This window comes from Mesorhizobium sp. LNHC252B00 (genome assembly GCF_000502955.1).
Classification (GTDB): Bacteria; Pseudomonadota; Alphaproteobacteria; order Rhizobiales; family Rhizobiaceae; genus Mesorhizobium.
Genome location: NZ_AYWO01000003.1, coordinates 334,279 through 347,195, shown reverse-complemented (window position 1 = coordinate 347,195; position 12,917 = coordinate 334,279). Strand labels below are relative to the sequence as shown.

10 protein-coding genes are annotated in these 12,917 nt (G+C 63.4%); 6 read left to right on the top strand and 4 right to left on the bottom strand.

Annotation, left to right across the window (positions count from 1 at the left end; genetic code table 11):
- The first annotated feature begins 1 nt into the window (after position 1).
- The 6 genes from X744_RS163635 (at position 2) to X744_RS163660 (ending at position 5,743) form a co-directional block, all read left to right on the top strand.
- Positions 2–829: an ABC transporter ATP-binding protein gene (locus X744_RS163635; protein WP_023757785.1), complete on the top strand. Its 828-nt coding sequence runs from the start codon at positions 2–4 to the stop codon at positions 827–829.
- Positions 816–1,667 (top strand): ABC transporter permease, encoded by an 852-nt coding sequence (locus X744_RS163640; RefSeq protein WP_023757784.1) that lies wholly within the window; start codon positions 816–818, stop codon positions 1,665–1,667. The genes X744_RS163635 and X744_RS163640 overlap by 14 nt, the downstream gene beginning before the upstream one ends.
- Positions 1,668–1,745: 78 nt before the next feature.
- Entirely contained in the window at positions 1,746–3,047 is a 1,302-nt protein-coding gene (locus X744_RS163645) for a cytosine deaminase (protein WP_023757783.1), read from the top strand.
- Complete coding sequence (locus tag X744_RS163650) at positions 3,047–4,450, top strand: FAD-binding oxidoreductase (protein ID WP_031259671.1); 1,404 nt, start codon at positions 3,047–3,049, stop codon at positions 4,448–4,450. Before X744_RS163645 ends, X744_RS163650 begins: the two co-directional genes overlap by 1 nt.
- Positions 4,451–4,652: 202 nt before the next feature.
- Complete coding sequence (locus tag X744_RS163655; RefSeq protein WP_023757781.1) at positions 4,653–5,156, top strand: NAD(P)H-dependent oxidoreductase; 504 nt, start codon at positions 4,653–4,655, stop codon at positions 5,154–5,156.
- Positions 5,156–5,743, top strand: a complete 588-nt coding sequence (locus X744_RS163660) for an NAD(P)H-dependent oxidoreductase (RefSeq protein ID WP_023757780.1) — start codon at positions 5,156–5,158, stop codon at positions 5,741–5,743. The genes X744_RS163655 and X744_RS163660 overlap by 1 nt, the downstream gene beginning before the upstream one ends.
- A gap of 169 nt (positions 5,744–5,912) precedes the next feature.
- Here the strand turns inward: X744_RS163660 and X744_RS163665 are convergent, their stop codons facing one another.
- Genes X744_RS163665 through X744_RS163680 form a run of 4 tightly spaced genes read right to left on the bottom strand, consistent with a single transcriptional unit; the run spans position 5,913 to position 12,889 of the window.
- A complete protein-coding gene (locus X744_RS163665; protein ID WP_023757779.1) occupies positions 5,913–8,363 on the bottom strand; it encodes an FAD-dependent oxidoreductase in 2,451 nt (816 codons plus the stop codon).
- Positions 8,360–9,541: a pyridoxal phosphate-dependent aminotransferase gene (locus X744_RS163670; RefSeq protein WP_023757778.1), complete on the bottom strand. Its 1,182-nt coding sequence runs from the start codon at positions 9,539–9,541 to the stop codon at positions 8,360–8,362. Before X744_RS163670 ends, X744_RS163665 begins: the two co-directional genes overlap by 4 nt.
- Positions 9,534–10,439, bottom strand: a complete 906-nt coding sequence (locus X744_RS163675) for a homocysteine S-methyltransferase family protein (protein ID WP_023757777.1) — start codon at positions 10,437–10,439, stop codon at positions 9,534–9,536. Before X744_RS163675 ends, X744_RS163670 begins: the two co-directional genes overlap by 8 nt.
- The gene (locus X744_RS163680) at positions 10,436–12,889 is read right to left on the bottom strand and encodes an FAD-dependent oxidoreductase (protein ID WP_023757776.1); all 2,454 of its coding nucleotides are present in this window, start codon (positions 12,887–12,889) and stop codon (positions 10,436–10,438) included. The genes X744_RS163675 and X744_RS163680 overlap by 4 nt, the downstream gene beginning before the upstream one ends.
- Between the last annotated feature and the right edge of the window lie 28 nt (positions 12,890–12,917).

The following is a 12,917-nucleotide window of genomic DNA, read 5'->3' as shown; positions in this document are numbered from 1 at the left end:
CATGATGCAGGAAAAAGTGGCGCCAGCGCCGTCTGCGTCGGGCACGTCCTCGACGCTTCTGGCGCTGCGTGGCGTCGGCAAGGTTTTTTCCAACGGTGTGACGGCGCTGAGCGATGTCGACCTGACGATCCGGGAAGGCGATTTCCTCAGCCTGCTCGGACCATCGGGTTGCGGCAAGTCGACGGCGCTGCGGCTGATCGCCGGCCTGTCGACGCCGACCTCCGGCGTGCTCGACTGGCGCGGCGGCGGCTCGCTTGACCGCTCGAACATCGGCTTCGTCTTCCAGGAGCCGACGCTTTTGCCCTGGGCAAATGTCTTCGACAATGTCTGGCTGCCGCTTCGGCTGAAAGGCATTTCGCGCGCCAAGGCGACACCGGCGATAACGGAAATGCTGGCGCGGGTGCATCTGACCGGTTTCGAAGACGCGGTGCCGCGCGAACTGTCCGGCGGCATGAAGATGCGCGTCTCGATTGCGCGGGCCATGGTGACCAAGCCACGTGTGCTTTTGATGGACGAGCCGTTCGCGGCACTCGACGAGATCACCCGCTTCAAGCTCAACAATGATCTGCTGGAGCTGTGGCAAGACGAACGCTTCACCGTCGTGTTCGTCACCCACAGCGTCTTCGAAAGCGTCTTTCTCTCCAACCGCGTCGTCATCATGGCGGCACGGCCGGGCAGGGTGTTCGACGAACTCGCGATCGAGGCCACCTATCCTCGCGACGAGGCGTTTCGCACCTCGCCCGACTATGCGGCACTGTGCCGCCAGGCCTCCGATGTGCTGGTCAAGGCCATCAACGCAACAGCAGGCACACACCATGACGGCCATTGACGAGAGGGTGCTCGAACTCGACCCCGAGGAAGCACGCCGGGTGCGCCAGGAACGCTTCGAGCGGATCGGCCGCTGGGTGCTGCCGCTGGCGATCATGATCCTGGCGATCTGGCTGTGGGACCGCATCTGCGTGTGGAACGAGATTCCGCAGTACATCCTGCCGCGCCCCGGTGTGGTTCTGTGGACGCTCTACAACGATGCCGGCCTGCTGTTTTCCTCCCTGCTGGTCACTTTGCGCATCACCTTCCTCAGCCTGGCTCTGGCCGTCATCGGCGGGGTCGGGTTAGCGGTGCTGTTCGCGCAATCGAAATGGGTCGAGATGTCGTTCTTCCCCTTCGCGATCGTGCTGCAGGTGACGCCGATCGTGGCGATCTTTCCGTTGATCAACATCTATGTGAATGACCAGACGACCAAGCTTCTGCTGTGCGCCTGGATCGTCGCCTTCTTTCCGATACTGTCCAACACCACGCTTGGCCTCAACTCCGTCGACCGCAATCTGCGCGACATGTTCAAGCTCAATGGTGCGACGCGCTGGCAGCAGTTGCGCTATCTCAGGCTGCCGGCGGCGATGCCTTATTTTCTCGGCGGGTTGAAGATCGCCGGCGGCCTGTCGCTGATCGGCGCCGTCGTGGCCGAATTCGTCGCCGGCACCACCGGCCAGTCGTCGGGGCTTGCCTCGCGTATCATCGAGGCTGGCTACCGGCTCAACGCGCCGCGGCTGTTCGCGGCGCTGTTCTTGATCTCGCTCACCGGCATTTTGATCTTCCTCGTGCTGTCGCTGATTTCGCATCTCATCTTGCGGCGCTGGCATGAAAGCGCACTGAAGCAGGAGCGCTAGGATGACTATAATGTTGGCGCGAAATACCCCCCTCTGTCCTGCCGGACATCTCCCCCTCAAGACAGATGGGGGCAGGCCTTGATACCAGCCTCCGGCTCTTATCAGCTCGCTAACGTCCGTGTTCATCAATCACTGACGTCGGGCCTTACTGCAACTTACGACAGTGACGGTTTCGCGCTGGGCGACATTGCCGTCGCCGACGGCAAAGTCGCCAGCATTGCAGCGCATGGCAAATCGAAGGCACGTGCCGATGCCGTCGACCTCGCCGGCCGTATAGTGCTGCCGTGCTTCGTCGACTGCCACACGCATATCGACAAGGGCCATATCTGGCCGCGAATGCCCAATCCCGACGGCACCTTCATGGGTGCGTTGAACGCCACCGGCGCCGACCGTGCCGCGCGCTGGAGCGCAGAGGACGTGGCGCGGCGTATGGATTTTTCGCTGCGTTCAGCCTACGCCCATGGCACAAGGGCGCTGCGCACGCATCTCGATAGCGTCGCACCGCAGGAGGAGATCTCCTGGCCGGTGTTCGAGACGATGCGCGAGGCATGGCACGGCCGCATCGAGTTGCAGGGCGCCTGCCTGCTCGGCATCGAGGGCGTGCGCGACAAGAAGTGGTTCGACAGGCTGGCCAAGCGGGTCGCGGCCGCGAAGGGCGTGCTCGGGGTCGTCACCTATATGGTGCCGGACCTCGAAGAGCTGCTTGACCATGTCTTCGCGCAGGCGATCAAGCATGGCCTCGATCTCGATTTCCATGCCGACGAGACCGGCGATGTTGCCGCCATATCGCTGAAGAAGATCGCGGAAGCCGCCCTTTGGAACGGCTTCGAGAGCAAGATCCTCATCGGCCATTGCTGTTCGCTGGCGCGCCAGCCGGACCTCGATGTGCTGGACACGCTGGACAAGGTGGCGAAGGCGGGGCTGGCCGTCGTGTCGCTGCCGATGTGCAATCTCTATCTGCAGGACCGGCGCGGCAACGGCACCACGCCGCGCTGGCGTGGCGTGACGCTGCTGCATGAGATGAAGGCGAGGGGCATTCCGGTGGCGGTCGCATCCGACAATACGCGCGACCCGTTCTATGCCTATGGCGATCTCGACATGCTGGAGGTCTACCGCATGGCGACGCGCATCCTGCATTTCGATCATCCGGTCGCCGACTGGCCGCAAGCAATCACCGCGACGCCGGCCAAAGTGATGCGGCTCGACGGCTTCGGTACGCTCGCCGCTGGTGGCGATGCCGATTTCATCGTGTTCAAAGGTCGAAGCTGGACGGAATTGCTGTCGCGGCCCGAATCGGATCGCGTTGTCGTGCGCGGCGGCAGGGCGATCGACCGGCAATTGCCCGACTATGCCGAACTCGACGAACTGATGGTGGAATGATGGACGTTTCGGCGCTCAAACGCGATCTCGAAGGCCTGAAGGTCGACGACAATCCGGCCATCGTCCAGCAGAAGAGCCGCGATTTCTATTGGTATAGCCCGGTGCTGAAGCAGCAGCTCGATCATGTCACCGGCGATTTGATCGTGACGCCGAAGACCGAGGCCGAACTGATCCGCGTGCTTGCGGCCTGCCATCGCCATGGCGTGCCGGTGACGCCGCGCGGCAGCGGCACCGGCAATTACGGGCAGGCGATGCCGCTCTCCGGCGGCGTAGTGCTCAACCTTGCCGAGATGAATGAAATCAAGTCGATCGCGCCAGGTCGCGTGGTGACCGGACCGGGAGCCATTCTGGCCGACATCGACAAGGCAACGCGGGCGCATTCCGGCCAGGAGCTTCGGCTGTCGCCGTCCACCTACAACACGGCCTCGATCGGCGGCTTCATCGCCGGCGGTTCGGGTGGCATCGGTTCGATCAATTTCGGCGGCCTGCGCGATTTCGGCAATGTGCTTCGGCTGCGCGTGGTGACGATGGAAGCGGAGCCAAAAGCGCTCGAACTCACCGGCGAGGACCTGCACAAGGTGACCCATGCCTATGGCACCAACGGCATCATCACCGAAGTCGAGATGCCGCTGACCGCTGCTTACGATTGGGTCGATGTCATCGTCGGCTTCGACACTTTCATGGATGCGGCCCGCTACGGCAATGCGCTTGCTTGCCAGGACGGCATCCTGACCAAGCTGATCACACCGATAGCGGCACCCGTGCCGCAGCTCTATTTCAAGCGCCACCAGAAATTCCTTCGGGAAGGGCAGAGCATTTGCGTGGTCATGGTGGCGTGGCATGGGCTGGATGCCTTCCTGGCCTTTACCCGCCGTGCCGGCGGCGAAGTGATCTTCAACGCGGCCACCGTAACGCCGGAGGAGAAAAAGGGCCTGCCGCCAGCCTATGAATTGGCGTGGAATCACACGACGCTGAGGGCGCTGCGCGTCGACCCTTCGATCACCTATCTGCAATCGCTTTATCCCTTTCCCAACCAGTTGGCGCTGGTCGAGAAAATGGACGCGATGTTTCCGGGCGAGGTTTTCTCGCATCTGGAGTTCGTGCGGCTGGACGGCAACATCACCTGCTTCGGCCTGCCGCTGGTCAAGTTCACCACCGAGGCGCGGCTCGACGAGATCGTGCGCCTGCATGAGGAGAATGGCTGCCCGATCTTCAACCCGCACCGCTACACGTTGGAAGAGGGCGGCATGAAGCAGACCGACGCGGTGCAGCTTGCCTTCAAGCGCGAAACCGATCCGCAAGGCCTGCTCAACCCCGGCAAGATGATCGCCTGGGAGAAGCCGGACTACGACTACCGATCGGGCCGGACTTTTTTGTTCAAGGGGCTGCAGAGGACGGGATGAGAGGTTCGCGCTTGAACACCCCCCTCTGTCCTGCCGGACATCTCCCCCGCAAGGGGGGAGATTGGCAGCCTCTCGGTCGCGACCATCCTGCGGCGTTGACAGTTGGCGAAAGCGATGCGGCAGTCCGATCTCCCCCCTTGCGGGGGAGATGCCCGGCAGGGCAGAGGGGGGTGCCTCGCGCTGACCTGCGAGACTTCATCCCATGAACATCCTCGTCCTCTACGCCCATCCGGTCGAGACCAGCTTCAATGCCGGCCTGCATCGGCTGACGCGCCGGGAAAGGCTGGACTATCACAACCAGCGCGGCTCCTCCGATGCGGTGGCTTCCTATGTCGAACGCCTGCTGCGGGCGGATGCGCTGGTGCTTTCCTATCCGGTCTGGAACTACGGCTTTCCGGCGATCCTGAAAGGCTTCTTCGATCGCGTCTTCCTGCCGGGCGTCTCGTTCAAGCTGGTCGACGGCAAGGTGCAGCCGTCGCTGCACAATATCCGTAAGGTCGCAGCGGTGACCACCTATGGCGGCAGCCGGTTCCGCGCCATGCTGATGGGCGATCCGCCCCGCAAATTGATCAAGCGTATGCTGCGCGCCACCGTAAAACCGGGCGCGCCGGTGAGCTATCTCGCTCACTATGCAATGAACCTGTCTACAGACGGCACGCGCAAGGCCTTCGCGGCAAGAGTCGCAGCCAGCATGGACGCCTTCTGATGCGCGCGCTGTTGGTCTACTGCCATCCGGTGCCGGAGAGTTTTTGCGCCGCAATCCGCGATACCGCCGTGGACGTGCTGAAGGCGAGGGGCTGGGAGGTGCGGCTGCTCGACCTCTATGCCGAGAAATTCGACCCGGTGATGACCTGCGACGAGCGGCGCTCCTACAACGACCAGGCGCCGCAGGACCCGGCGCTGAGGCCGCATTTCGAACTGCTCAACTGGGCCGAAGCGATCCTGTTCGTCTATCCGACCTGGTGGTATGGGCTGCCGGCGATGCTGAAGGGCTGGCTCGACCGGGTGTGGGCGACGGATGTCGCCTTCAAGCTGCCTGCTGGCAAGGGACGCATCAAGTCGCTGATGACGCATGTGACCAAGGTCGGCGTCATCACCACCTGCGGCGCGCCGACCTGGTGGAGCGTCGTCGTCGGCCAGCCCGGACGCAAGACCCTTTTGCGCGGCATGCGGGCGCTGTGCGCGACACGTTGCCGGACATTCTTCCTGGCGCACTATCTGATGGATTCCTCGACGCCACGGTCGCGCGCAGCGTTTCTGGCGAAAGTGCGGGCGAAGCTGGAGCGGTTTTGAGTGGCACGCCTTTCCCTTCTCCCCTTGTGGGAGAAGGTGTCGCCGAAGGCGACGGATGAGGGGTGTTCCAGGGAACGCCAACGTCTCACTCCGCTGGAACACCCCTCATCCGTCTCGGCGCTACGCGCCGATCCACCTTCTCCCACAAGGGGAGAAGGGTAGGGCTGCGCTATATCCTCACCCTCTCCGACTTCGGGTCGTACATCGGCTTCAGCGATGCTTCCGCCGCAAAACGCTCGCCGGCGATCTCGATCTCGTAGGATGAGGCCAGCACGTCCGCCTCGCTCTCGCCTTGGCATGGCACATAGCCGAGCCCGATGGCGCCGCCGAGATGATGGCCGTAATTGCCTGATGTGATCGGACCGGCGATCTTGCCGTCGCGCAGGATCGCCTCGTTGTGGAAGAGCAGGGGTTGCGGGTCCTTCAGGCGGAATTGCACCAACCGGCGTGACAGTCCGGCTTCCTTCTTGCGCAGCACGGCATCGCGGCCGATGAAGTCGCCCTTGGCCGCTTTAACCGCGAAGCCGAGGCCGGCTTCCAGCACGTCGTCCTCATCGGTAATGTCATGGCCGAAATGCCGAAAAGCCTTTTCGATGCGGCAGGAATCCAGCGTGTGCAGGCCGCAGAGTTTCAGCCCGACATCGGCCCCTGCCTCTTCGATTGCTTCGAAGACATGGGCTGCCTGGTCGGTCGAGACGTAGAGTTCCCAGCCGAGCTCGCCGACATAGGTGACGCGGTGGGCGCGGGCCAGGCCCATGCCGATCTCGATCTCCTGGAACGTGCCGAACGGATTGGCTTCGTTGGAGAAATCGTTCGGGCTCACCTTCTGGATCAGCTTTCGCGAGTCCGGTCCCATCAGGCAGAGCACGCTTTCGGCCGCCGTGACATCGGTGATGACGACGAATTCGTCGGTGAGGTGTTTTCTTAGCCAGGCGAGATCGCGCTGCAGCGTGGCGCCGGGAACGACCAGAAAGAACGCTGTCTCCGACAGGCGCGAGACGGTGAGGTCGCTCTCGATGCCGCCGCGCTGGTTGAGCATCTGGGTATAGACGATCTTGCCCGGCGCGACGTCCATGTCGTTGGCGCATAGTTTTTGCAGGAAGGCACAGGCGTCGCGGCCCTCGACGCGGATCTTGCCGAAGGAGGTCATGTCGAACAGGCCGACCTTGTTCCTGACCGCGAAATGTTCTTCGCGCTGGTTATCGAACCAGTTCTGCCGCTTCCAGGAATAGCGGTATTCGCGCTCCTGGCCTTCACGGGCGAACCAGTTTGCGCGCTCCCAGCCGGCGACCTCGCCGAAGACAGCACCACGCGCCTTCAGATGCGCATGCAGGGGTGAGCGGCGGACATTCCTCGATGTCGCCATCTGGCGATAAGGGAAATGGTCTGCATAGAGCAAGCCGAGCGTTTCGGAGACCCGCTCCTTGAGATAGCGGCGGTTCTTCTGGAACGGCTGGGCGCGGCGGATATCGACTTCCCAAAGGTCGAAAGGCGCTTCGCCATCGTTGATCCACTGCGCCAGCGCCATCCCGGCGCCGCCGGAGGAGACGATGCCGATCGAATTATAGCCGGTCGCCATCCAGTAGCCGGACAATTCTGGTGCCTCGCCGAGATAATAGCGGTCGTCCGGCGTGAAACTCTCGGGGCCGTTGAAGAAGGTGTGGATGCCGGCGGTCGCCAGCATCGGCATGCGGTTGACGCCCATTTCGAGGATGGGCTCGAAATGATCCATGTCCTCGGGCAGTTGGTCGAAGCAGAAATCCTCTGGGATGCCGTCCATGCCCCAGGGCTTTGCCACCGGCTCGAAAGCGCCGAGCATCATCTTGCCGGCGTCTTCCTTGTAATACGCGCACTCGTCGGGCACGCGCAGCACCGGCAGGCGGCCGAGACCGGGGATCGGCTCGGTGACGAGATAGAAATGCTCGCAGGCGTGCAGCGGGATGGTGACGCCGTTCTGCGCGCCAAGCTCGCGCGCCCACATGCCGGCGCAGTTGACGACGATGTCGGCTTCGATGGCGCCTTGGTCTTCGCCCTGTGCCCAGGACACGCCGGTGACGCGACCGGCCCTGGTGTGGATCTTGGTGACCTTCACATTCTCGACGATTGTGGCGCCGCGCTGGCGCGCGCCCTTGGCCAGCGCCATGGCGATGTTGGCGGGGTCGCACTGGCCGTCGAGCGGCAGATGCACGGCGCCGACGACATCGGAGACATTGAGATGAGGGTACATCTCTTTGACTTCATTGGGCGAAATCTCGCGGACATCGACATCGAAGGCGCGGGCGAGAGAGGCTTGTCGATAAATCTCGTGCTTGCGCTCCTCGGTCAGCGCCACGGTGATCGAGCCAACCTGGCGCATGCCGGTGCCGACCTCGGTCTCGGCTTCCAGCTTGACGTAGAGGTCGGCGGAATATTTCGCCAGCCGCGTCATGTTCTGCGAACCGCGCAACTGGCCGATCAGGCCGGCGGCATGCCATGTCGTGCCCGACGTCAGCTGCTTGCGTTCCAGGAGCACGATGTCGGTCCAGCCGAGCTTGGCAAGGTGATAGGCGACCGAACAGCCGGAGACGCCGCCGCCGATGATGACGGCTCTTGCTTTGGCGGGAACTGCCTTGCCCGTCATGCGGCCTCGCGACGGTAGCTGGAGGCAAAGCGGCGCAGCCGGAGCGCTGCTTCCTGCAGCACGAGTTCGGGCTGGCAGAGGCTGATGCGAATATGGCCGGCTGCGGCTTCGCCGAAGCTGGAGCCGGGCATCACGGCGACATTTTCCTTGTCGAGCAGAGCCCAGGCGAATTTCTCGTCGTCGGGTTCGAACGCACTGATGTCGAGCATGACAAACATGCCGCCCTCGGAACCGCGCACGTTGACATTGTTCATGCCGCGCACGGCGTCGAGCAGGACGGTACGGCGCGCCGCATAACGCTCGGCGATCTCCTTGACGCCATAGCGGTTCTCCAGCGCCTCGGCGCAGGCGATCGAGATGAAGGCCGGCAAGCCGTAAGTCGTCACCAGATTGAGATTGGTGAGCAGTGTGATCATCGCCTCCGGGCCTGTCAGCCAGCCCATGCGCCAGCCGGTCATGCCGTGGCTCTTCGACATCGAATTGATGACCAGCGTGCGCTCGGCCATCCCGGGCAGCGAGCGCGGCGAGACGTGCTCGCCGCCGCCCAGTGTCCAGTAGACCTCGTCGGATAGCAGCCAGAGGTCATGCTCCCTGCAGACCTCGGCGAGTTGTTCGAGCCGCTCTCGCGAATAGACCGCACCGGTCGGGTTGTTCGGCGTGTTGATCAGGATGGCGCGCGTGTTCGGCCGGAGTGCCGCCCGGATCATGTCGGCACGCGGTTGGAAGCCGTCTTCGGCGGGCGTCTCGACGACGGTGAAATCGGCGCCTGCAGCGCTGAACGTGTTTGGATAGGTGGCGTAGTAGGGCGCCACGACGATGGCGTGGTCACCCTGGTCGAGCACGGCCTGGATGGCCGCGTAGAGCGCGGCCTGGCCGCCGGGCGTGGCGATGACCTGATCTGGTGTCGTCTCGACGCCGGTGCAGGCGCTCGAGGCCGCCGCCATCGCCTTGCGCAGGCGCGGCAAGCCGGGAAGCGGGGTGTAGTGGTGGTTGCTGCCGCGAACCGCTGTCACGCAGGCTTCGATGGTTTGCGAGGACGTGTCGAAATCATGGTCGCCGACCGACAGCATGATGATGTCTTCGCCGGCCTCCTTGCGGGCCCAGGCGGCCGAATGGACTTCCCAGCCGTCCTTGCCCGAAGGCACGATGCCGGAGATGCGCGATGATGGCTTAGGCATGAAAAACTCCCGAAATTTCGTAGCCGGCCTGTTCGAGCCGGTCGCGCAGAGCTGCGATATGCGGCGGTCCAACCTCGCAGCAACCACCGACAATGTCCGCGCCGGCCTCCACCCAGCCGATCGCCTGGTCGGCATAGGCGTCCGGGCCGAGATCATGTCGGGCATGCAGCACGTCGACGGTGCCGCCGTGCTTGAGCGCTTCGGTGGAGGTGAAGCCGTTGGCATAGGCGCCGACCGGGCCGCCGAGGTCGATCAATTCAGGCAGTGCCGCGGCAATCGCTTCCGGCCGGCAGCAGTTGAGCAGCCGTGCAGTGACTGCCAAGCCGTCGAGCGCGCTTGCCGCGGCGGTTATTGCCTCGCCGCTGCGCAGCCGCGGTTTGCCGTGATCGGCCAGCGTCCACGAGACCCATACGGGCTTGCCGCTTTCCGATGCCGCGGTGACTGCCGCGCGCGCCTCCTCTGCGGACGCCATGGTTTCGCACAGGAACAGGTCGACGCCATCAGCCTGCTCGGCAACGACGCGCCGGTAGATGTCGAGCGTATCCTGATATGAAATGGTCAGTGCCGGTGCGTAACTGCCGAACAGCGGCGACAGGCAGCCGGCGATCGCCGCATCGCCGGCCTCGTCGCGGGCTTGCCTCGCCAATTCGATGCCGCGCTTCTGCAATGGCTTGAAGAGGTCCTCGGCGCCCTCACGCGCCAGGCGTTCGGGTGTCGCTGAATAGGTGTTGATGGTGATGACGCGAGCGCCGGCACGGATGAATTCCGCGTGCAGGCCGCGCACCAGATCCGGCTCATCGATCAGCACCCTGGCCGACCAGAGCGGTGTCGGCTCGGATTTGCTGCGGCGAACCAGTTCCTGTCCCATGCCGCCATCGGTGAGAATGATCCTCTTCATGCGCGCAGCCTCTCGTTCTTCGGATCCCATAGCGGCTCATCTTTCTGCACGACCGCCTGGAAACGGTCGCCGAAGATTTCGACCTCGATTGTGGTGCCGGGTTCGGTCAGGTCGGCGCGCAGCATGCCGAGCGCGATCGATTTATCGATTCGATGGCCCCAGCCGCCCGACGTCGTCTCGCCGACGATCCGGCCGTCATGCCACAGCGTCGACATGTAGGGAGCGTCGCAGTCGCCGGGATTTTCGACGATCAGCGTGACGAAACGCTTCTTCACACCCTGTTGTTTTTCGTTCAGCAACGCCGACTTGCCGCGGAACTCGGGCTTATCCCATTTGACGAAGCGCTCGAGCCCGCCTTGCAGGATCGAATAGTCGGTCGAAAGGTCGCCCTTCCAGGTGCGGTAGCCTTTTTCAAGCCTGAGCGAATCCAGCGCATACATGCCGAACGGCTTCAGTCCGTGCTGCTGTCCTGCCGCGCAGACCGCGTCGAAGATGGCGGCAGTGTCGTCGACCCTTGTGTGGATCTCCCAGCCGAGTTCGCCGGCGAAGGAGACGCGCACAAGTTTCGCCCAGCGGCCGGCGATCTTGGTCTCCTGATGCGTCAGCCATGGCAGAGCGAGGTCGGCTTCGCAGACATCGGCGAGAATTTTTCGCGAGTTGGGGCCGGCCAGGACCTGTGTCGAGAATTCCTCGGTCCGGTCGATCAACTTGAATGGTGCATCCTTGGGCATGCGCGACTTCAGCCATTCGAAATCATGCCATTGCGCGACCGCCGCGGTGATCAGCGTCATCAAATTCTCGTCGTGACGCACGACGGACATTTCGGTGACGATGCGGCCCTTGTCGTCGGCGAAATAGACGAGGCCGATGCGGCCGGGTTTCGGCACCAGCCCGGTAACCTGCAGGCTCAGCCATTCGGCGGCGCCCGGGCCGTCGAGGTTGAAGCGCGAGAAGCCTGGCAGGTCGAGGATGCCGGCTGCGTCGCGCACCGCCAGGCATTCTTCGCGCACGCGATGCTGCCATGGTCCGTCGCGGCGGAAGGTCAGTGTGGCTTCCTCGGAAACATCATCGCCGTCTTTCGCATACCAGGTGGCGCGCTCCCAACCATTGTAGGCGTCGAAGCGGGCTCCGAACGCCTTGATGCGATCGTGGATCGGCGACAGCTTGCGGTCGCGGCCTTCAGGCCAGACATGGCGCGGAAACTGGATGGCGTATTCGTTGCCATAGATCTCCATGCCCTTGGCGACGCAATAGTCTGGCGCCGAGGCAAAGGACGTGAAGCGGCGCGGATCGCACGACCACATGTCCCATTCGGTCTGGCCTTCGGTCACCCATTCGGCCAGCACCTTGCCGGCGCCGCCGCCCTGGGCGATGCCGAAGGTGAAGACGCAGGCCTCGAAGGCATTGGGAACGCCGGGCATCGGCCCGATCAACGGGTTGCCGTCCGGCGTGTAGGGGATCGGCCCATTGATGATCTTGGACAGGCCGGCCGTGCCCAGGATCGGCACGCGGGCGACGGCGTCGGCCAGATAATGTTCGAGCCGGTCGAGATCGTCGGGGAACAGCTGGAAGGAAAAATCCTCCGGCATCGGATCGTTGTGGGTGGCCCAATGCGCGCGGCAATTGCGCTCGTAGGGGCCGAGGTTCATGCCGTTCTTTTCCTGGCGCAAATAGTAGGAGGTGTCGACGTCGCGCAGCAGCGGCAATTTCTTGCCCTGTTCCTTCGACCACGCCGCCAGTTCCGCAATTTCCTCGAACAATATGTACTGATGGCTCATCACCATCATCGGTACCTCGCGGCCGAACATCTTGCCGACTTCGGCGGCGCGGTAACCGGCAGCATTGACGACGATCTCGCAGCGGATCTCGCCTTGCGCTGTCTCGACCACCCATTCGTCGTTCTCGCGGCGCACGCCTGTGACCGGGCAGAAACGGATGATTTTCGCGCCCATGTCGCGTGCGCCCTTGGCCAGCGCCTGCGTGAGCTGCGCCGGATCGATGTCGCCATCGCTCGGATCGTAGAGCGCGCCCTTCAAATCATGCGTCTCGATGAAGGGATAGCGGCGCTTGATCTCATCGACGCCGACAATGTCGATGTCCATGCCCTGATAGCGGCCCATGCCCTTGGCGCGCTGAAACTCCTGCATACGCTCTTTCGTATGAGCAAGGCGCAGCGAACCGGTAACGTGGTAGTTCATGGGATAGTCGACCGCTTCGGCCAGCCCGCGATAAAGCTCGGTCGAATAGCGCTGCATGTTCATCAGCGACCAGGACGAGGAGAAGGTCGGGACGTTGCCGGCAGCATGCCAGGTCGAGCCGGAGGTCAGCTCGTTCTTTTCCAGAAGCACGCACTCGGTCCAGCCCGCCTTAGCGAGATGATAGAGCGAGGAGGTGCCGACGGCACCGCCTCCGATGATCACCACGCGAGCCGTGCTCGGCAAACCCGCCATGTTCTTCTCCCAAACCTGAAGCGCGTCG